This window comes from Allobosea sp. P2_B12 (genome assembly GCF_056404835.1).
Genome location: NZ_JBFUDG010000002.1, coordinates 19,473 through 38,784, shown reverse-complemented (window position 1 = coordinate 38,784; position 19,312 = coordinate 19,473). Strand labels below are relative to the sequence as shown.

Below are 19,312 nucleotides of genomic sequence, written 5' to 3'. Positions count from 1 at the left end.
TCAGGAACAGACGTTCCGAATTGACTGTTCGGTAGAATTATCATTTCATAAGCACGACACCGCCGGAGCCATCGGGCAACCGGTGGGGCATGGGCATGGACAGCCGGGAGGACGATATGACGGGATCGCAAGGCGGACCATCGCAGGCGCTCGACGTCATCACCATCGGCCGCGCCTCGGTCGATCTCTACGGCCAGCAGATCGGCTCAAAGCTCGAGGACGTCACCTCCTTCGCCAAATCGGTCGGCGGCTGCCCCGCCAATATCGCCATCGGCACGGCCCGCCTCGGCCTGCGCTCGGCCCTGCTGACCCGCGTCGGCAACGAGCAGTTCGGCCGCTTCCTGCGCGAGCAACTCGGCCGCGAGGGCGTCAATCTCGACGGACTCAAGACGGATCCGACCCGCCTCACCGCGCTCGCCATCCTCTCGGTCGAGAACGACAAGAGCTTCCCACTGCTGTTCTACCGCGAGAACTGCGCCGACATGGCGCTGGAGGAGGACGACGTCGACGCGGCCTTCCTCGCCACTGCCCGCGCGGTCGTCGTCACCGGCACCCATTTCGCGAAGCCCAACACCGAGGCCGCCCAGCGCAAGGCGATGCGCCTGATGCGGGCGCAGGGCGGCAAGGTCGTGCTCGACATCGACTACCGCCCCAATCTCTGGGGATTGGCCGGCCATGCCGAAGGCGACACCCGCTACATCGCCTCGGCTGACGTCTCGGCCCGGATGAAGACGGTGCTGCCGGACTGCGATTTGATCGTCGGCACCGAGGAAGAGGTCCTGATCGCATCCGGCGAGAGCGAGCTTTTGCCCGCCCTGAAGACGATCCGCGCGCTGTCTTCCGCCACCATCGTGCTCAAGCGCGGCCCGATGGGCTGCATCGTCTATGACGGCGACATCTCCGACGATCTCGAGGCCGGCATCATCGGCAAGGGCTTCCCGATCGAGGTCTACAATGTGCTGGGCGCGGGCGATGCCTTCATGTCCGGCTTCCTGCGCGGCTGGCTCGGGGCTGAGACCCTGCAGACCGCCGCGACCTGGGCCAATGCCTGCGGCGCCTTCGCCGTCTCGCGCCTGCTCTGCTCGCCGGAAAGCCCGACCTTCGAGGAGTTGCAGTATTTCCTCAAGAACGGCAGCTCGCATCGCGCCCTGCGCAAGGACGAGGCGATCAATCACGTCCACTGGGCGACGACGCGCCGCCGCGACATCCCCTCGCTGATGGCGCTCGCCTGCGACCATCGCTCGCAACTGGAGGACGTTGCGCAGAAGGTTGGTGCCGATCCCGCCCGCATCCGCGATTTCAAGGTGCTCGCCGTCAAGGCCGCGGCCCGCGTCGCCGCCGGCCGGCCGGGCTACGGCATGCTGCTCGACGAAACCCATGGCCGCGAGGCGATGTTCGAATTCGCCCGCCACCCCTTCTCCTGGCTCGGCCGCCCGGTCGAACTGCCGGGCTCGCGGCCGCTGCGCTTCGAGACCAGCCAGGACATCGGGTCGCTCCTGCCGGAATGGCCGGTCGACCACTGCATCAAGGCGCTGTGCTTCTACCACCCCGACGACGCGCCCGAGCTGAAGCAGGCCCAGCAGGACAAGCTGCGCGCTTTGTTCGAGGCCGCCCGCAAGGTCGGCCGCGAATTGCTCATCGAGATCATCGCGAGCAAGAACGGCCCAATGCGCGACGACACCATCGCCCGCGCCATGCAGGAGCTTTACGCGCTCGGCATCAAGCCGGACTGGTGGAAGCTCGAACCGCAGGCCTCACCCGTTGCCTGGGCCGCGATCGAGGGCGTCATCATCGACAACGATCCCTGGTGCCGCGGCGTGCTCCTGCTCGGCCTCGACGCACCACAGGCGGAGCTCGAAGCCGGCTTCGTCGCGACTGCGTCGAGCCCCATCGTCAAGGGCTTCGCGGTCGGCCGGACCATCTTCATGACCGCCGCCGAAGGCTGGCTGTCGGGCAGCTTGACCGACGAGGCGGCCATCGCCGACATGGCCCGGCGCTTCGAGGCGCTCACCCGCCTCTGGCTTGCCACGCGCGGCCGCAAGGCGGCATAGCTTCCATGCGGCCGATCGCCCAGCGCGGGTCATCCCGGACAAGCCGCGTCAGCGGCGCCGATCCGGGATCCATTCCGGAACGCTTGCCGGAGAGGTTCCGGAATGGATCCCGGGTCTCCCTTCGGTCGCCCGGGATGACATCTGGTTATGCTGCAGAGATTCGGAATCCAAAATGACCGCCACCATCCGCCTCACCATGGCGCAGGCGCTGACGCGCTTCCTCAGCCGCCAGTTCACCGAAATCGACGGCCATCGCCTGCCGATCATCGGCGGCATCTGGGCGATCTTCGGCCATGGCAATGTCGCGGGCCTCGGCGAGGCGCTCTGGCACGAGCGCGAGCGCCTGCCGACCTTCCGCGCCCATAACGAGCAGGCGATGGCCCATGCCGCGATCGCCTATGCCAAGGCCAACATGCGCCGCCGCTTCATGGCCGCGACGACCTCGATCGGCCCCGGCGCGACCAATCTCGTCACGGCCGCGGCGCTTGCCCATGTCAACCGCCTGCCCGTGCTGCTGCTGCCGGGCGACGTCTTCGCCAACCGCATCCCCGACCCCGTGCTCCAGCAGGTCGAGGCCTTCGGCGACGGCACGGTCTCGGCCAATGACTGCTTCCGGCCGGTCTCGCGCTATTTCGACCGCATCACCCGCCCCGAACAGATCATCCCGGCGCTCGCCCGCGCCATGCAAGTCCTGACCGACCCGGCCGAATGCGGCCCGGTGACGCTGGCGCTCTGCCAGGACGTGCAGGCGGAAGCCTACGACTATCCCGAGAGCTTCTTCGAGGAGCGCCTCTGGTGCCCGCGCCGCCCGCGGCCGGACCGGAGCGAGCTCACAACGGCAGCCGCAGCGCTCAAGACAGCGAAGAAGCCGCTGATCATCGCCGGCGGCGGCGTGCTCTATTCCGGCGCCTGCGACGATCTCGCCCGCTTCTCGACCGCGACCGGCATCCCGGTCTGCGAGACGCAAGGCGGCAAGTCCGCGCTCCCCGACAACGCCCCGCTCAACATGGCCGCCGTCGGCGTCACCGGCACCACGGCCGCCAACCGGCTCGCCGCCGAGGCCGACGTCATCCTCGCCGTCGGTACGCGCCTGCAGGATTTCACCACCGGCTCCTGGGCCCTGTTCGGCGCTACCGACAAGACGCTGATAGGCCTCAACGTTCAGCCCTTCGACGCCGGCAAGCATCGCGCCTTGCCTGTTGTCGCCGACGCCCGTGAGGGCCTGACCGAACTCTTCGCCGCGCTCGGCAACTGGCAGGCGCCGGAAAGCTGGACGGACAACGCAAAGACCGGCAAGGCCGACTGGCGCAAGGCCGCCGATGCTGTCACCGCCGCGACCAACGCCGCCCCGCCCTCGGACGCGCAGGTCATCGGCGCGGTCCAGAGAACGCTCGGCTCCGACATCATCCTGCTGCATGCGGCGGGCGGCCTTCCCGGCGAGTTGCACAAGCTCTGGCAGGCCGGCCCGCCCGGCTCCTATCACGGCGAATACGGCTTCTCCTGCATGGGCTACGAGATCGCCGGGGGCTTAGGCGCCAAGATGGCGCGGCCCGACACCGAGGTCGTGGTCATGCTCGGCGACGGCTCCTATCTGATGCTGAATTCCGAGATCGCGACCTCGGTGATGCTGGGCCTGAAGCTCACCATCGTCCTGCTCGACAATCGCGGCTATGGCTGCATCAACCGCCTCCAGAACGCCACGGGCAGCGCCTCCTTCAACAACCTCCTCAAGGACGCCCGCCACGAGACTCTGCCGCAGATCGACTTCGTCGCCCATGCCGCGAGCCTTGGCGCCATCGCGACCAAAGCCGCCTCGATCGCCGAACTGGAAACCGCGCTGGCGCAGGCGAAGAGCAATCCGCGCACGACCGTCATCGTCATCGACACCGATCCGCTGATCTCGACGGAGGCCGGCGGCACCTGGTGGGATGTCGCGGTGCCGGAGGTCAGCGAGCGGGCGCAGGTGCGCGCGGCACGGGCGAATTACGAGACAAGCCGGAAGAGGCAGCGCGTCGGTGAGTGAACTGAGATTTGTTTTCGAGCCCTCATCCTGAGGAGCCTGCCGAAGGCAGCGTCTCGAAGGATGCTCCAGTCAGCTCCGACGCCTCTGGAACATCCTTCGAGACGCGCTTCTGCGAAGCGCTCCTCAGGATGAGGGCTGAGATTGATTGAAGGAACAACGACATGATCCGCATCGGCGCGAACCCCATCGGCTGGTCGAATGACGACATGCTGGAGATCGGCGGCGACACCCCGCTCGAAACCTGCCTGAGCGAGGCCCGCACCGCCGGCTTCACCGGCATGGAGCTCGGCAACAAGTTTCCGCGCGAGGCGAGCAAGCTCAAGCCCATCCTCGACGCCCATGGCCACGCGCTGGTCTCCGGCTGGTATTCGACCGAACTGCTGATCCGCGACGTCGCCGCCGAGATGGCCGCGGTCAAACCCCACGCGACCCTGCTACGCGACATGGGCTGCTCGGTGCTGATCGCGGCCGAAACCTCGAATGCGATCCATTCCGACATCGCCGTGCCGCTCTCGGCCCGTCCGGTGCTGGCCAAGGCAGGCTGGGCCGATTTCGGCGCGCGCTACACCCATTTTGCTGAAAGCCTGAAGGCCGAATACGGCCTGCAGCTCGTCTACCACCACCATATGGGTACGGTCGTGCAGACCGAGTCCGAGATCGACCGCTTCATGGCCGTCACGGGCGAGCCCGTCGGCCTCCTGCTCGACACCGGCCACGCCACCTGGGGCGGCGGCGACCCGGCCCGCATCGCCCGCCACTGGAAGCCGCGCATCCACCATGTCCACTGCAAGGACATCCGCGAGGATGTGATGTGGCGCTCCAACAAGGAGGACTGGTCCTTCCTCGAATCCGTGCTCGCCGGCGTCTACACCGTGCCGGGCGACGGCCTGATCGACTATGTCCGCGTGCTCCGGGAGCTTCAGGGCTATTCCGGCTGGATCGTGGTCGAGGCCGAGCAGGACCCGAAGAAGGCGGAGCCGGCGACGTACGCGAAACTCGGTCACGCCAACCTGACGCGCTTCATCAAGGAAGCGGAGTTGGGCTGATCCCATCCACAGCCCTCATCCTGAGGAGCCGAGAAGCGGCGTCTCGAAGGATGGTCCAGGAGGTTGCGGAAGCATCTGGAGCATCCTTCGAGACGCGCTCTACGAGCGCTCCTCAGGATGAGGGCTGAGTTTGAAAACGCTTCGAAGGAAGACCCGTGTCCCACCTCCTGATCAAGCCCAATGGCGTCCATGGCCATGTCAGCCATGTCACGCCGCAGAGTGCCGGCTGGACCTATGTCGGTTTCGATCTGCATCGCCTGAAGTCGGGCGAGACGGTCTCCGCCGCAACCGGCGATCGCGAGGCCTGCCTCGTCTTCGTCACCGGCAAGGGCGAGGTCACGGCTGGCGGGCAGGCTCTGGGCGAACTCGGCCAGCGCATGTCGCCCTTCGAGGGCAAGCCCTGGTCGGTCTATGTCCCGCAGGGCTCGGACTGGTCGGTCACCGCCACGACCGATCTCGAACTCGCGGTCTGTACAGCGCCCGGCCGAAGCGGCGGCCTGCCGGTGCGCGTCATCGCCCCCGACGATCTCGGCCAGGAGGTGCGCGGCAAGGGCAGCAACACCCGCCACGTCACCAATATCCTGCCGGAGACCGAGCCAGCGGATTCGCTGCTCGTGGTCGAGGTGATCACGCCGGCCGGCAACACCTCGAGCTACCCGCCGCACAAGCACGACCAGGACGACCTGCCGCGCGAATCCTATCTGGAAGAGACCTATTACCACCGGCTCAACCCGCCGCAGGGCTTCGGCTTCCAGCGCGTCTACACCGACGACCGCAGCCTCGACGAAGCCATGGCGATCGAGGATGGCGACGTCGTGCTGGTGCCGAGGGGCTACCACCCCTGCGCCACCTGCCATGGCTACGACCTCTATTATCTCAACGTCATGGCCGGGCCGAAGCGGATCTGGAAATTCCACAATGCGCCCGAGCATGAGTGGCTGATGAAGCTCTGAGAAGCCGGGCCACAATTGAGCCCTCATCCTAAGGGGCTCCTCAGACCGGCGCGACAAACCCTGCTCCCCCAAATGAATGATGCGAGGGGCGGGCACCCTTGCCATCGTCGCCGCAGCTCAAGTTCGGGACGCCGTTTGAGGTCGCAGGCGGCCGTCCCGCAAGCATGCGGAAACTCCGATGAAGACAACCTCTCTTCTGCTTGCCTTCGCGCTGTCATGGCTCGCGCCGGTCGCGGCTTCCTCCCAGGACCATCCCCTGCTCGGCCGCTACGCCGACTCGAAGCAGGTCGGCTACAAGGTCGATGCCTATGACGAAGCCCGCATCATCACCGGCCCCTTCGACGAGCGCACCAAGACGGAGCAGCAGGGGCCGGGCTGGACCCTGGTCGAGGGCAAGGTCACGACGCTCTACTACAGGCTGCCGGACGGCCGCTCGAGCCTGGAGGCACTGCGCAATTACGAAGCGAGCCTGAAGAACAACGGCTTCGAGATCGCCTTCACCTGCTCGACGGAAGCCGGCAACTGCTTCACCGAAGGCCAAGGCTATCCCGGCATCTTCCTCGGTCTGGCGCTCGACGGCAAGACCGACATGCCCAAGCTCCAGCTCGGCGATGTCGTCCGCAACTATTTCGGCAACGGCAATGGCCGCTATCTCTATGCCCGGCTGAACCGGCCGGGCGGCGTCGTCCATGCCAGCCTGGCCTTTTCCGACGATGCCAACCGCGGCCGCGTCGTGATCGCCCGGATCATCGAGACCGGCAAGATGGACACCGGCATGATCAAGGTCACAGATGCGAGCCAGCTCGGCCGAGACCTGAACGACAAGGGCCGCACCAATGTCTACGGCATCCTGTTCGACTTCAACAAGGCCGAGGTCAAACCGGAATCGCAGCCGCAGCTCGCCGCCATCGCTGAGCTTCTGACCAGGAATCCGGCCCTCAAGCTCGATGTCGTCGGCCACACCGACAACCACGGCGGGGCGGGCTACAACCTCAAGCTGTCGGACATGCGCGCCTTCTCGGTCGTCGCCGAATTGTCGCTGCGCTATAATATCGACCGCGCCCGGCTGAACCCGCTCGGCAAGGGCCTCGACCAGCCCGTCGCCTCCAACGCCGACGAAGCCGGCCGCGCCCTCAACCGCAGGGTCGAGCTGGTCCGGCGCTGAGCGGCCTGAGCAAAGGCGTCATTCTCGGGCTTGCCCCGAGGATCTCATGACCGATTGGCTAGCTCGTCACGAGACGGTCGGGTCAAGCCCGACCATGATGACGCGTCGGCCCCTTCACGTCCCGCATTTGTACACCGTGCCGGCAGTCGACGGCCCCTTCCATTTGATGTCGGCGACCGTGGTGAAGACATGCGTTCCGCCCAGATCGGCGGCCCGGATCTTCAGCCGCGCGATCGTCGCATCGCGCGCCTTGTCGAGCACCAGGATCGAATGGAGCTCGGCGGCGCCATCGATCTCGCCGAGCTTGGTGCAGGGCTCGATCACCGCCTTGTTGTCGGTCAACACCACGATGTTCGAACGCGAGGTCGCGATCGCACAGGCGCCCAGCACCGGGGCCAGCATCATCAAGGCGGGCAGCAGGAGATGTCGTGGCATCGGGAACTGTCCTCGAATGATGGCAAAAGCGGCAGGCGCCATGATCGACCGCTTTGCCGCAAATTCAAGGCTGCGCCAACCGAATCTCGATGCGCCGAACCTCAGCGTGCCGTCGGCCCACCCAAATGCAGCACGGCTTCCAGCAGCGTGCGCGCATAATCGGTCTGCGGCGCGCCGAACAGTGCCAGGCTCTCGCCCTGCTCGACGATTCGGCCGTTCTGCATCACCACCGTGCGCTCGCACATCATCCTGACGACGTTGAGATCGTGGCTGACGAAGAGCAGCGCCAGATCGTCCTCGCGCCTGAGCCTGTCGAGCAGTTGCAGGATCACCGCCTGCACGGAGACGTCGAGCGCCGCCGTCGGCTCGTCGAGGATGAGCAGGCGCGGGCGGCAGGCGATCGCCCGCGCAATGCCGACACGCGCCTTCTGCCCGCCCGAAAGCTGATGCGGGAAGCGTTCCAGCAATCCGCTCGGCAGGCCGGCACGCTCGGCGCATTCGCTGACGCGGGCGGTCAGCGCCGCGCCGTCCTTCATGCCGAGCAGGCGGCGCAGCGGATGGGCGATGCAGTCGAAGGCGCTGAAGCGCGGGTTGAGGCTGTCGGTCGGGTCCTGGAAGACGATCTGGATATCTTTCCGGAACGCCGAACGGTGGAAATCGCGCGCCGGCAGCGTGCCGATCGCCTGCCCGTCGAACAGGATCTCGCCCTCGCTGGCATCGATCAGCCGGCAAACCAGCCGCGAGATCGTGCTCTTACCCGAGCCGGATTCACCGACGAGACCGAGGCTCTCGCCGGCCCGGATCGCAAACGAGACATCGTTCACCGCGACGACGCCGCGGTCATAGCGCTTCACGAGGTTCTGGACCTCGAGCAGCAGCGGCGTGCCGGGCGCGCGCTTTTTCGATTCCCCACCCGAGCCCTCATCCTGAGGAGAAGCCGCAGGCTTCGTCTCGAAGGATGTTTCAGAGCGCACTGGAGCATCCTTCGAGACGGCCGCTGACGCGGCCTCCTCAGGATGAGGGCTGAGGGTCTCAGGCGCGAGGTCAGCAATCGTCGAGGTCGCGGTCGGCGAGGCGGCGACGAGGCGGCGCGTATAGGCGTGCTGCGGCGCGCTGAACAGCGAGAGCGGCTGCGCCTCCTCGACGACCTTGCCCTGCTCCATCACGCAGACGCGCTGGCAGTAGCGCGAGGCGAGGCCGAGATCATGCGTGATCAGGATCATCGCCATGCCGCGTTCGGCGGTGATCTTCGAGAGCAGGTCCATCACCGTCTTCTGCGTGGTGACGTCGAGACCCGTGGTCGGCTCGTCGGCGATCAGGAGCTTGGGCGCGCAGGCGATCGCCATGGCGATCATGACGCGCTGGCACATGCCGCCCGACAATTCATGCGGATAGGCGTCGAGGCGCTGCTCGGGATCGCGGATCAGCACCGCCTTGAGCAGATCGAGCGCCCGCGCCCGGCCCTCGCCCGCCGAGATGCGCTCATGCGCACTGAGCGCATCAGCAATCTGTTGGCCGACCGTGCGGATCGGGTTCAGCGCGCCGCGCGGGTTCTGGAAGATCATCGAGATTGCCGCGCCGTGCAGAGCGCGCAACTGCTTCGACGAAGCCTTGGTGATGTCCTCGCCGCCGAAGCGGATGCGGCCCTGGCTGACGCGGCCCGAGGCGTCGAGCAGACGCGTCACCGCGAAGGCCGTCACGGATTTGCCGGACCCGCTCTCACCGACGACGCCAAGCGTCTCGCCGGCGGCGACCGAGAACGACACGCCGCGCACGGCCTCGACCAGCCCGCGCCGGGTCGAGAAGGTCACATGCAGATCCTCGATCGCGAGCAGCGGCCCGCCTTCAGCCATGGTCATGCGTTCACGTCCGCATGCGCGGGTCGAGGATGTCGCGCAGGCCGTCGCCGAGCAGGTTGAAGCACAGCACGGTCAGCATCAGCGCCAGACCGGGAAAGGCGACCAGCCACCATTTCCCGGTCGAGATGAAGCGCGCTCCCTCCGCGACCATGATCCCCCATTCCGGCGTCGGCGCGGAAACGCCGAGCCCGATGAAGGACAAGCCCGCCGCGTTCAGGATCGCCCAGCCGAGATTGAGCGAGACCTGCACCGCCATCGCCGGCAGCACATTGGGCAAAAGGAAGCGCAGCACGACCGAGACATGGCTGTCGCCGCACGCGCGGGCAGCTTCCACCCACCCCGCATTTCGCCGCACATTCACCTCGGCCCGCGCGAAGCGGATATAAAAGGGCAGGTTGATGATCGCAGTCGCGATGACGATGTTCTCGACCCGGTTGCCGAGTGCGGCCACCATCGCCATCGCCAGCACGAACAGCGGAAATGCCATCAGCACATCGACGAAGCGCCCGACATAGCGGTCGAGCCGGCCGCCGGTATAGCCGCACAGCGCCCCGACCACCGCGCCGAGCGCAAACGACAAGGTCACCGCCGAGGCAGCGATGGCGAGGTCGAGCCGCGCCGCCACGATCAGCCGGCTGAACACGTCGCGGCCAAGCTGGTCGGTCCCGGCCCAGTACTTTGCGCTCGGCGGCTGCAGCGCGTTGGGCACGTCGGATGCGATCGGATCGAACGGCACGATCCACGGGCCGATGATCGCCAGCAGGCACAGGATGAACGCGCCGGCGGCCGCAATGGCCGTCACCGGGTTCCCGCGCAGGATCCAGACGGTGTGGCGGAGGGTTGCGGAGGTCATTCCACCGACACCCTGGGATCGGCGATGCCGTAGAGCACGTCTACCGTCAGGTTCACCACGACGAAGATCGAGGCCATCAGCAGCACGAAGCCCTGCACCGGCGCATAGTCCGAGGCGAGCAGCGCATCGAGCGCGTACGAGGCGACGCCGGGCCACGAGAACACCTTCTCGACCAGCACATTGGCGCCCAGCATGGTCGAGAACACGATGCCGGCAATGGTCAGCACCGGCAGAAGCGCGTTGCGCAGCGCATAGGTGACGATGACCTTGCGCGGCGGCAGGCCGAGCGAGCGCGCCGTTCTCACGAAATCGCTGCCGAGCGAGGCAAGCATCGCGGCGCGCGTGATCCGCGCCAGCGGCGCGACCACGAACAGCGCCATGGTGAAGGCCGGCAACACGAGCTGCGAGGCAGCGGCGCGCCAACCCTCCCAGTCGCCGGCAACAGCGAAATCGATCAGCAGGAAGCCAGTCACCCGCGGCGGCTGCGAGGTGAAGATATCGACGCGGCCGGTCGGGTCGGGCGCGATCCCCAGCAGGTAGTAGAAGGCATAGATCAGCAGCAGCCCCGAGACGAAGGTCGGCACGCAGACCCCGAGCGCGCAGATGAAGCGCACGACATGGTCGATCCACGAGCCCTGCCGCAGCGCCGCCGCGACGCCGAGCGGAATCGCGGTCAGGAGGGCGATCAGCAGGGCCGTGAAAGTGAGCTCCAGCGAAGCCGGCAGCCGCGATTTGAGATCGGCCAGCACCGGCTGCCCGGTCGTCAGCGAGCGGCCGAGATTGCCCGAGCCGATATCGCCAAGATAACGCACGAGTTGCTCCGGCACCGGCTTGTCGAGCCCCATCTGCTGGCGGATCATCGCGATCTCCTCCTTGCCGGCGCTGGGGCCAGACGCAAAGAACACCGCCGGATCGCCCGGCAGCACGCGCATCAGCAGGAAGGTGAAAACCAGCACGCCAAACAGCGCCGGCAGCGACGAGGCGAAGCGCCAGCCGGCCCGTTTCGCGGTGGTGGAGAGTTGGGACATCAGTTGTCTCGCTCGCCCTGCTTCAAACCCGCGCCGTCATCCCGGACAAGCGGCGAAGCCGCGCCGATCCGGGATCCATGCCGGAGCCTATCCCGAAATGGTCAGGCATGGATCCCGGGTCTTCGCTGCGCTGCGCCCGGGATGACGGCAGGTGGTTCGGTGTCAGTGGCGGAGGCTCATCACTTCCGGCTCAGATCGCGAAAATCGATCTGCCGGTGGAACTGATAGACGTAGCCGTCGATCGAGGACGCCATCACCGCGTCCTGCGAGGGCTGCCAGAGTGGGATTTGCGGCATCAGCTCGAAATGCCGCATATTCAGGTCCTTGCCCAGCGCGGCGTATTTCGCCATGTCCGGCTCGAAACGAGCCGCCTGCGCCCATTCCGTGATCTTTTCGTCATTCAGCGACGAATAATTCCAGCGGATCGGGCCGATGTAGAAGTTGCGGTAGAAGTAATCCATCGAGGGCAGCCAGGCGACGATGCCCTCGGTGAAGAACGGCACCTTCTTCTCGTTGATCAGCGTCGACATCTGCGCGTCCGGCAGCTTCTGGATCTCGACCTTGATGCCGATCTTGGCGAGCGATTCCTTCAGCAGCGCCGCCATCGGCTCGGCCGTGCCGGCCTGCCCGACATTGAACGAGAAGGTGGTCGAAAAGCCCTCGGGGAAACCCGCCGCCGTCAGCAGCTTCTTGGCCTCGGTGAGATCGGTCTTCAGCGGCTGCGGGATCGGGAAGGTCGCGCCGGTCGGCGCCTTGCCGTCCGCCCAGTTGGCGCCGTAGAGCGCCGCGCCGCGCCCAAACAGCGCCGCCTTGAACATGTCGTCATAGGGCAGCGCATAGGCGATCGCCTTGCGCACCTCGAGCTTGTCGAAGGGCGGCGTCTGGTTGTTGAACGAGACGAAGGTGATCGAGTTGTACTGCGGCGTCGAGATGACCTTGAGCTTGCCCTTCTTCTCCAGCTCGGCGGCATCCGTCGCCTGCAGGTCGATGACGATGTCGGCATCGCCCTTCTCGACGAGATTGGCGCGGGTCGCGGCCTCGGGAATGGTCTGGGTGATGATGCGCTTGAAGCTCGCGGGCTTCTCGGCCGAGCCGCGATTCCAGTCGGGGTTGCGGCGCAGGATCGTGGTCTCGCCGGGCTTGAAGCTCTCGATGATATAGGCGCCGGAGCCGGCGGTGTTCTCCTTCAGCCAAGCCAGCGCCCAGGGGTCTTCCGCCGTGGCCTTCGACTTGGCGAGCTTGGAGTTGAAGATCACCGGATAGACCACGGCGAGGTTGGCGAGCGCGAGCTTGTCGGGCTTGGGGAGCGTCACCTCGAAGGTGTGGGCGTCGATCACCTTGAACTGGTCGGCCGAGGTCAGCGATCCCGTCAGGAGCTGGCCCTTGCCGAGCACATTGGCGGTGACGGCGCGGTCGAGCGACCACTTGACGTCATCGGCCGTGACCGGCGTACCGTCATGGAACTTGGCGTCCTGGCGCAGCTTGAAGGTGATCTTCAGCCCGTCGGGGCTGACCGTGTAGCTCTCGGCGAGCTCCGGCTTGAAGCTGTCGAGATCGAAGACCCATTTGCCGTCGAGCTGCTTCTTGCCGAAGGAGAGCAGGCGGTCATAGGTCAGAAGCGACAGGCCGAAGGCCTCGCGGGTCGAGCCGGGGATGTTGGGGTCGAGCGTGTTGATCGCGGCGCCGGTGACATGGCGCAGCGTCTCGGCGCGGGTCTGGGCCAGCGCCGGCAGGGCCGTCGAGGCCAGGAGCGCCACCGCAAGGCAGGCCGTCCGTACGATGGTCATGCTTTTCCCCTCATTGTTTTTTGAACGCGATCGACAGGTTGGTTCCGAACGGGACAGGATGCAAGCGTGGTGCCATGTGCCCTCTCAGCCCTCATCCTGAGGAGCCGCGGCACGCGGCGTCTCGAAGGATGCTCCAGCTGGTTCGGGAGCCTCCTGAACCATCCTTCGAGACGCGATCCCTGCGGGCTCGCTCCTCAGGATGAGGGCTCGCATGCCGGCTTCCGCACCACAGCCTGCGGCTCGTCATAGGCCTGGAATTCCGCCCAGAGCCGCCCGGCATCGGCCCGGAACAGTCCGCGCGTCAGCCCCGAGACCAACCGCGGCACGGCGGTCGTCATGGCGTTGATCGAGGAGCCCGACGCGCCAAAACTCATCGTCGAGGCGATGCTGAACAGATGGATGTCGGCCATCCACGGCGTCTCGCCCGCGACGCGCTCGCACAGCGCGTAGTCGTCGGCGAGATAGGGGAAGCGTCCCAACCTCTCGTCCCGTTCGGTTGCGGGCGGCGTGTAGCGATCGGCCCAGGAGGCGATGTTGCCGGCAAAGCGCGCAAGCTCCGGCCGCGCCGCGAGATCGATGTCGATGCCGGTGGCGCAGATCACGAAATCGGCCACCACCGGGCCGGCCGGTGTGACGAGCTCGATCCCGTCCGGCCCGTCGATCGCGCTCAGCACCGGCGCACCGAGATGCAGGCGGAAGGCGGCATGGGTCGCACAGCGATCATAGGTCGCCTGCGGGAAGCCCTCGCGCAGCGCCATGATCGCGCTCATGAAGCGCCAGCGCCAGGCATCGTCGAGATCGCCGAGATGGCGCAGGAAGCCGCGGAAGGTCAGCCAGCGATAGGGCTGCACCACCTGCGCCTGCGGCCGGCGACAGAGCAGATGCACGCTCGCCGCCCCCGCCTCGAGCGCGGTCGCGGCATTGTCGAAGGCCGAGGCGCCCGCCCCGATCACCGCGACACGCTTTCCCGCGAGCGCGTCGAAATCGATCGCTTCCGCGCAATGCGCGCGGCGCGAAACCGGCAGGCAGGAGAGCGGGGCCGGCACGCTCCAGTTGCCCATGCTCTCCTGACCGGTCGCGAGCACCAGCTTGCGGGCACGCAGCGTCGAGACGCCGCCGCCCTCGCGCACTGTCAGCGCCAGCAGCCCGTCTGCAGGCGCGATGTCGATGACCTCCGCCTCATTGCGAACGGGGATACCGACGACATGGCGGAACCAGGCGAGATAATCCGCCCAATGCCCCTTCGGGATCAGATTGAGTTCGTCCCAGCTCTCGATGCCGAATTTCGCCTCGTGCCAGGACTGGTAGGTCAGGCTCGGCATATCCAGATCGGGGCCGGTGAAGTCCTTCGGGCTGCGCAGCGTGTGCATCCGCGCATAGGAGCGCCACGGCCCCTCTTGGCCCGCCGGCGCCCTGTCGAGCACCAGGATGTTGTCGACACGCGAACGCAGCAGGCCAAACGCGGTAGCAAGCCCCGACTGGCCGCCGCCCACGATGATGACGTCATGGGCCGGCGTGCCGTCGGGCCCCGTCACCGGCTTCAGCCAGGGCGCCCGCGGATGCGCCGTGCGGGTCAGATCGGCCGCGATGCGGCTTTCGAGGACGGAAAGGCCATCGTGAATCATGGCCGCGTCCGATGCAGCGTTCATGCCGCCAGCCAGCCGCCATCGACGACCAGCGTCGTGCCGGTGCTGAAAGAGGAGGCATCGCTGGCGAGATAAAGCGCCGCCTGCGCGACCTCCTCGGCCCGGCCGAAACGCTTCAGTGCGTGCCGGTTGCGCGAAGCCTCGCGCAGCGGTTCGAGATTGGCATGGCGGGCGAAACTCCGGCGCAGCATCGGTGTGTCGATCGCGCCGGGCGCGATCGCGTTGACCCGGATGCCGTCGGCCGCATAGTCCAGCGCCATCGTCCGCGTCAGCGAGAGGATCGCGCCCTTGGCGGCGATATAGGCGCTGTTGCCGCGCCCACCGGCGAGCGCGAGCTGCGAGGCGAAGGTCACGATCGCGCCGCCGCCGCGCGCCTGCATCAGCGGGATCGCCGCCCGCGCGAACAGGAAGGTGCCACCGACATTGGCGCGGAAGACCGCGTCCCAATCCTCGGGCGCGGTCGTCGTCACCGTGCCGCCGCAGGAGAAGCCCGCCGCCGTCACCAGCACGTCGACGCCGCCGAAGCGAGTCGCGGAGGCCTGCACGGCAGCATCGGCGAAGCCCGGCAGCCCGACATCGCCCGACTGGACAATCGCCTCCCCACCCGCTGCCGCGATCAGCGCCGCCGTCTCGGCCAGGCCCGCCTCGTCGCGATCGACCAGCGCCAGGCGCGCGCCCTCGCCGGCAAAAAGCTGCGCGATCGCCCGCCCGATCCCGGAACCGGCGCCGGTCACCAGCGCGATCTTGCCTTCGAGCTTCATCACGATCTCCTCATCCTCGCCCGTCAGCTCGCCACCAGGCGGCGAGCCGGTCGGCAGAATCCAGCCCGTCGGTTTTCGCAGACCAGCCGAGATCGCTGGCGATCCGCGAAACCGTCAGCGGCGCCCGGTCGGACGGCCCGTGGAAATCGATCGTCGCCGCCTCGCCGGCTTCCGCCAGCCGGCAGACGAAGCCGGGGAAGGAGGCCGCCAGCCGCGTCCCCCAGTCCAGCAGGGTGAAGCGCCGGCCGGTCGAGACATTGTAGACGCCGTGCCCGAGCGTCGATGCGCCGGCCACCGCCAGCACCGCGTCCGCGACATCGGGCGCATAGATCCAGTCGCGCAGGCCCGGCCGCGGCAGGATCGCGGACTCGCCCGCGACGGCAGCCGCGAGGATCTGGCAATGCGGGGAAAGCGTGTCACGCACGCCTGTGGCGCGTTCCCACGGGCCGAAGACGCCGCTGAGCCTCAGGCTGACAATGTCGAGCCCCCACAGCGAGCCCAGCCGCGCGCCGACCCGCTCGCTCGCCCATTTGGTGATGGCATAGAGCCCGACCGGATCGCCCGGAATCTCCTCGGCGAGTTCATCGACACGCTCGCCGGCAGCTCCATAGGCCGCAGCCGAACTCAGATTGATCACGCGGCGCGCGCCGGCCGCCCGCGTAGCCGTCAGAATCGGCACCTGCGCCAGCAGGTTGACCTCGAGGATCCGCCCTGGCTCGCTGGCATCGCGTTCGCGCCCCGCCGTGATCGCGGCGCCCATCACCACGAGATCGGTGCCGGGGCGAACCGCCTCGGTCACCACCGCCTTATCGGTCACATCTCCGAGAATGGTCTCGAACCGGCCGGGCAGCTGGGCAAAGGCTTTGGCTGCGGCATCCGGCACCGGCACGCGATCGAACGCTACGACATCATGCCCCGCACCCAGCATCGCCTCCGCGATGTTGAGACCGACGAAGCCGGCGCCGCCGAAGATCAGGACTTTCACGACAGGGCTTTCAAGGCAGGACGCATTTCAGGATTTGCAGGAACGGCACCTTGCCCGATGGGCCGATCCGCACGAGCAAAGAGCCTCGCGCAGGCTTCGGCAAGCCCGGAACCTGCAGGATCGACTGCGATTTCGGCTGGACATGCCGCATTGCACAGCGACCGCCCATGGTCTAGGCGTCGCGGCATCATCCTCCGGGCCCGCTTTTCGCCTCCGCCTCGCGCCATGCCCCGCGAGACGCCGTCGCGATCTCGCCGGGCGACACCGGTTCTGCCACGTCGAAAAGGAGCCGATCATGGCCCGCAAGAAATCCAAGCCCCTCGATGCCGAATTCGTGATGTTCGATGTCGTCTATGCCGACGGCTCGCGCCGGTCCAACCGCCGCGTCCCGACGGCTCTTCTCGGCGGCCTCGACGGCGACGAGCCGGCGCGCGACGCCATCATGGAGCAGGATCGCCTAATTGCCGAGAAATCCGGCATGCCGCCGCTCGATATCGTCTCGCTGGAGCGCTCGGGTACCAAGGCTATCGAAAAGCCGGCTCGCAAATTCGGCTGAGCCCACCTGTCAAACGGGTTGGCACTCATGTCGATTGATGCGGTTTTGCAGCATCTTCGCACATGGATTTAACCCAGACGCCGCTGTTTTGCTTGACCTGCCATGCCTCCTGCATTTTAGTCCGGGACAGCCATTGGGAGGCTGCAAAAAGGGACCACAAATGCGTACCATTCTGATCGTCGGAGCCTTGGCGGCGGTGCTGGCCGGCTGCCAGACTGCGCAGGAGTCGCTCGCCGATGCCGAAGTCACCTGCGAATCGCAGGGCTTCCGCCCCGGCACGCGCGCCTATCAGCAGTGCCGTTCGGCGAACTATGTCGAGAACCGCCGCACCTCGAACGAGACCGCCAGCGCGGTGACCGCAGGTGTTGCCGCCGGCGTCATCGGCGGCGCGATCGCGGCTTCGGCCGATCGCGGTTATTATGGCCGTGGCTACTACGGCCGCCGCGGCTACTGGTACTGAGATTTCGGCGCGGTCGCCGCTCGCGGCACCACGCACAACCAGAAAGCCCTGCCGCAGCGATGCGGCAGGGCTTTTTTGTGTCAGGCGGTCGCCCGCGCTGCGGTAGGTTGCTCCGCCTGACTGTTCAGCGCTTGGCCACGCGCTTGCGCGCCGGGGCCGGCTCGCTCGACGAGGTCAACAGCGACCCAATGAAATAGACCGCGATGCCGACGCCGAGCAGGGCAGCGATCGGCTCGCGCTCCGCACGCTTTGCCAGCAGGCGGCTGCCATAATCGGCATAGTCGCGCGCCTGCCCGGCATAGTCGCGGGCCGTATCGCTGTTGGCACGCAGCCATTTCTCACCGCTCTTCAACGCGCTCTCGCCGGTATCGGCGGCCTCGCTGCGGTAGCTGTTGAACAGGCTGCGCAGCCGGCCGTAATCGGGCTCATAGCGCTCGAAGCGCGAGGTCGAGGAGCCGCGCAGGCTGGCCCAGGCGATCAAGCCGACGCTCAGCGCACCGAGCCCGAAGGCCGCCAGCGGATGGCGCTCGACGGCGCTCCGCATCGCCTCGCCGCCCTCGCGGGCCAGCTCGACCGGATCGGTCTCGGTGATCGCATCCTTGGCTCGATAGTAGCCGTCACGGACGGTCTCGGTCGCCTTCTCGGCGAGATTGGAGGCCTTGGCGCGCACCGTACCGGCGGCGTTCGCGATCTCGTCGCGGGCCTCGTCGGAATCCTTGGGCACGTCAGGCGGGAAAGTGTTCATGGTCGCCATCGCGAAGTCTCCATTTGCAAGCGCGGTCGTGAGCTTGGAGCTCACTGAATTCTCATGAGAGTGAACGAGGCACCGCCACGAGAGTTCCGCGCCGGGCCGAGAAAGCTGCGGCCGGCGAAAACCGGAAACCATTCGGCCATCGATCCGCCTCCCGCAGCCATCACACGGCCAAGATTGGATGCGATTCACCTTCTCATCCGCTGACCAAGGAGACGCTCATGGAAGCCCAGCAACTCCTGATCAAACATCCATGCGTGATGTCGGATCCGGAATGGATCGCTCTCGAAAGCATTGACGAGCAGACCAACCACTTCGTTTTCGACGTGTCGGTGCTCCACATCCTCAAGGGCCGGGGCCTCGTCGAGTCTACCGGCGAGCGCTGGCACATCACCGAGCGCGGCCAGCGCAGGTTGCACGACCGCGACTGCTGAGCTGAGTTCGAGTCATTCTCCAACACCGCCGGCCGGCCGCGTTCCATCGCGCCGGCCGGTTTCGTTTTGGCTGGCGCCCTGCGGCCGATGGCAATCTGGAAATCCGCTTCCCCCGTCCCCATTCTGAACCTGATCGCAATTCGACCCGCTCAGGGAGCATCATGGCCAAGCCCGTCAGCATCACCGTCTCGCATGATCTTGGCCGCGAGGGCGCAGTCGCAAGATTGCGGGACGGCATCGACCGCATCCGCGACCGCCTCGGCATGGTCAAGATGCAGCTCGTCGAGGAACGCTGGGAGGGCGACAGCCTGCATTTCGGCGTGGCTGCGCTGGGCTACACCGTGCGCGGCCGGCTCGATGTCGAGCCATCGCTGGTCCGCGTCGAGATGCAACTGCCCTGGGTGCTCGCCGTCTTCGCCGAGAAGCTCAAGATCGGCGTCGAGAAGCAGGGCCAGATCCTGCTGGAGAAGCCCAAGGCCTGAGCAGAGGCTCTCTGCGACAGCCCCACGGTTGAAATCA

General features: G+C 66.8%; 18 protein-coding genes. 9 read left to right on the top strand and 9 right to left on the bottom strand.

Annotation, left to right across the window (positions count from 1 at the left end):
• Window positions 1-116: 116 nt before the first annotated feature.
• The 5 genes from AC1DYU_RS05375 (at window position 117) to AC1DYU_RS05355 (ending at window position 7,238) form a co-directional block, all read left to right on the top strand.
• Complete coding sequence (locus AC1DYU_RS05375) at window positions 117-2,051, top strand: bifunctional 5-dehydro-2-deoxygluconokinase/5-dehydro-2-deoxyphosphogluconate aldolase (RefSeq protein WP_476790739.1); 1,935 nt, start codon at window positions 117-119, stop codon at window positions 2,049-2,051.
• A gap of 172 nt (window positions 2,052-2,223) precedes the next feature.
• Window positions 2,224-4,074 (top strand): 3D-(3,5/4)-trihydroxycyclohexane-1,2-dione acylhydrolase (decyclizing), encoded by a 1,851-nt coding sequence (gene iolD / locus AC1DYU_RS05370; RefSeq protein ID WP_476790738.1) that lies wholly within the window; start codon window positions 2,224-2,226, stop codon window positions 4,072-4,074.
• 161 nt (window positions 4,075-4,235) lie between these two features.
• The gene (gene iolE, locus AC1DYU_RS05365; protein WP_476790737.1) at window positions 4,236-5,120 is read left to right on the top strand and encodes a myo-inosose-2 dehydratase; all 885 of its coding nucleotides are present in this window, start codon (window positions 4,236-4,238) and stop codon (window positions 5,118-5,120) included.
• 155 nt (window positions 5,121-5,275) lie between these two features.
• Window positions 5,276-6,073 carry a 5-deoxy-glucuronate isomerase gene (iolB, locus tag AC1DYU_RS05360; protein WP_476790736.1) on the top strand — a complete coding sequence of 266 codons (798 nt, stop codon included), beginning with the start codon at window positions 5,276-5,278 and terminating at the stop codon, window positions 6,071-6,073.
• Window positions 6,074-6,251: 178 nt separating this feature from the next.
• Complete coding sequence (locus AC1DYU_RS05355; protein ID WP_476790735.1) at window positions 6,252-7,238, top strand: OmpA family protein; 987 nt, start codon at window positions 6,252-6,254, stop codon at window positions 7,236-7,238.
• A gap of 114 nt (window positions 7,239-7,352) precedes the next feature.
• On the opposite strand, the gene AC1DYU_RS05350 is transcribed toward AC1DYU_RS05355, so the two are convergent.
• The 8 genes from AC1DYU_RS05350 to AC1DYU_RS05315 form a co-directional block, all read right to left on the bottom strand.
• Window positions 7,353-7,673: a hypothetical protein gene (locus AC1DYU_RS05350; RefSeq protein WP_476790734.1), complete on the bottom strand. Its 321-nt coding sequence runs from the start codon at window positions 7,671-7,673 to the stop codon at window positions 7,353-7,355.
• 101 nt (window positions 7,674-7,774) lie between these two features.
• Window positions 7,775-9,532 (bottom strand): nickel ABC transporter ATP-binding protein NikE, encoded by a 1,758-nt coding sequence (nikE, locus tag AC1DYU_RS05345; protein WP_476790733.1) that lies wholly within the window; start codon window positions 9,530-9,532, stop codon window positions 7,775-7,777.
• Between the two features lie 4 nt (window positions 9,533-9,536).
• Window positions 9,537-10,385: an ABC transporter permease gene (locus AC1DYU_RS05340; protein ID WP_476790732.1), complete on the bottom strand. Its 849-nt coding sequence runs from the start codon at window positions 10,383-10,385 to the stop codon at window positions 9,537-9,539.
• A complete protein-coding gene (locus AC1DYU_RS05335; RefSeq protein ID WP_476790731.1) occupies window positions 10,382-11,413 on the bottom strand; it encodes an ABC transporter permease in 1,032 nt (343 codons plus the stop codon). Before AC1DYU_RS05335 ends, AC1DYU_RS05340 begins: the two co-directional genes overlap by 4 nt.
• A 179-nt stretch (window positions 11,414-11,592) precedes the next feature.
• The gene (locus AC1DYU_RS05330; protein WP_476790730.1) at window positions 11,593-13,200 is read right to left on the bottom strand and encodes an ABC transporter substrate-binding protein; all 1,608 of its coding nucleotides are present in this window, start codon (window positions 13,198-13,200) and stop codon (window positions 11,593-11,595) included.
• Between the two features lie 194 nt (window positions 13,201-13,394).
• Window positions 13,395-14,822, bottom strand: a complete 1,428-nt coding sequence (locus AC1DYU_RS05325; RefSeq protein ID WP_476791301.1) for an FAD-dependent oxidoreductase — start codon at window positions 14,820-14,822, stop codon at window positions 13,395-13,397.
• 23 nt (window positions 14,823-14,845) lie between these two features.
• Window positions 14,846-15,607 carry an SDR family oxidoreductase gene (locus AC1DYU_RS05320; RefSeq protein WP_476790729.1) on the bottom strand — a complete coding sequence of 254 codons (762 nt, stop codon included), beginning with the start codon at window positions 15,605-15,607 and terminating at the stop codon, window positions 14,846-14,848.
• A gap of 10 nt (window positions 15,608-15,617) precedes the next feature.
• Window positions 15,618-16,592 (bottom strand): NAD-dependent epimerase/dehydratase family protein, encoded by a 975-nt coding sequence (locus AC1DYU_RS05315; RefSeq protein WP_476790728.1) that lies wholly within the window; start codon window positions 16,590-16,592, stop codon window positions 15,618-15,620.
• Window positions 16,593-16,887: 295 nt separating this feature from the next.
• Here AC1DYU_RS05315 and AC1DYU_RS05310 point away from each other — a divergent pair, with 295 nt between their 5' ends.
• The gene (locus AC1DYU_RS05310) at window positions 16,888-17,148 is read left to right on the top strand and encodes a hypothetical protein (RefSeq protein ID WP_158484502.1); all 261 of its coding nucleotides are present in this window, start codon (window positions 16,888-16,890) and stop codon (window positions 17,146-17,148) included.
• 160 nt (window positions 17,149-17,308) lie between these two features.
• On the top strand, window positions 17,309-17,608 hold the full coding sequence (locus AC1DYU_RS05305; protein WP_158484503.1) for a hypothetical protein: 300 nt from the start codon (window positions 17,309-17,311) through the stop codon (window positions 17,606-17,608).
• A gap of 124 nt (window positions 17,609-17,732) precedes the next feature.
• Here AC1DYU_RS05305 and AC1DYU_RS05300 read toward each other — a convergent pair whose 3' ends face one another.
• Window positions 17,733-18,362 (bottom strand): hypothetical protein, encoded by a 630-nt coding sequence (locus AC1DYU_RS05300; protein ID WP_158484504.1) that lies wholly within the window; start codon window positions 18,360-18,362, stop codon window positions 17,733-17,735.
• Window positions 18,363-18,580: 218 nt separating this feature from the next.
• Between AC1DYU_RS05300 and AC1DYU_RS05295 the strand changes: the two genes are divergently transcribed.
• Window positions 18,581-18,793 (top strand): hypothetical protein, encoded by a 213-nt coding sequence (locus AC1DYU_RS05295; RefSeq protein WP_158484505.1) that lies wholly within the window; start codon window positions 18,581-18,583, stop codon window positions 18,791-18,793.
• A gap of 161 nt (window positions 18,794-18,954) precedes the next feature.
• The gene (locus AC1DYU_RS05290) at window positions 18,955-19,275 is read left to right on the top strand and encodes a polyhydroxyalkanoic acid system family protein (protein ID WP_158484506.1); all 321 of its coding nucleotides are present in this window, start codon (window positions 18,955-18,957) and stop codon (window positions 19,273-19,275) included.
• Window positions 19,276-19,312: the final 37 nt, after the last annotated feature.

Excerpts from the sequence above, each read along its gene's own strand:
- AC1DYU_RS05375 (WP_476790739.1), top strand. The coding sequence starts at position 117 with ATGACGGGATCGCAAGGCGGACCATCGCAGGCGCTCGACGTCATCACC.
- iolD (WP_476790738.1), top strand. The coding sequence starts at position 2,224 with ATGACCGCCACCATCCGCCTCACCATGGCGCAGGCGCTGACGCGCTTC.
- iolE (WP_476790737.1), top strand. The coding sequence starts at position 4,236 with ATGATCCGCATCGGCGCGAACCCCATCGGCTGGTCGAATGACGACATG.
- AC1DYU_RS05355 (WP_476790735.1), top strand. The coding sequence starts at position 6,252 with ATGAAGACAACCTCTCTTCTGCTTGCCTTCGCGCTGTCATGGCTCGCG.
- AC1DYU_RS05350 (WP_476790734.1), bottom strand. The coding sequence starts at position 7,673 with ATGCCACGACATCTCCTGCTGCCCGCCTTGATGATGCTGGCCCCGGTG.
- nikE (WP_476790733.1), bottom strand. The coding sequence starts at position 9,532 with ATGACCATGGCTGAAGGCGGGCCGCTGCTCGCGATCGAGGATCTGCAT.
- AC1DYU_RS05340 (WP_476790732.1), bottom strand. The coding sequence starts at position 10,385 with ATGACCTCCGCAACCCTCCGCCACACCGTCTGGATCCTGCGCGGGAAC.
- AC1DYU_RS05335 (WP_476790731.1), bottom strand. The coding sequence starts at position 11,413 with ATGTCCCAACTCTCCACCACCGCGAAACGGGCCGGCTGGCGCTTCGCC.
- AC1DYU_RS05330 (WP_476790730.1), bottom strand. The coding sequence starts at position 13,200 with ATGACCATCGTACGGACGGCCTGCCTTGCGGTGGCGCTCCTGGCCTCG.
- AC1DYU_RS05320 (WP_476790729.1), bottom strand. The coding sequence starts at position 15,607 with ATGAAGCTCGAAGGCAAGATCGCGCTGGTGACCGGCGCCGGTTCCGGG.
- AC1DYU_RS05310 (WP_158484502.1), top strand. The coding sequence starts at position 16,888 with ATGGCCCGCAAGAAATCCAAGCCCCTCGATGCCGAATTCGTGATGTTC.
- AC1DYU_RS05305 (WP_158484503.1), top strand. The coding sequence starts at position 17,309 with ATGCGTACCATTCTGATCGTCGGAGCCTTGGCGGCGGTGCTGGCCGGC.
- AC1DYU_RS05300 (WP_158484504.1), bottom strand. The coding sequence starts at position 18,362 with ATGGCGACCATGAACACTTTCCCGCCTGACGTGCCCAAGGATTCCGAC.
- AC1DYU_RS05295 (WP_158484505.1), top strand. The coding sequence starts at position 18,581 with ATGGAAGCCCAGCAACTCCTGATCAAACATCCATGCGTGATGTCGGAT.
- AC1DYU_RS05290 (WP_158484506.1), top strand. The coding sequence starts at position 18,955 with ATGGCCAAGCCCGTCAGCATCACCGTCTCGCATGATCTTGGCCGCGAG.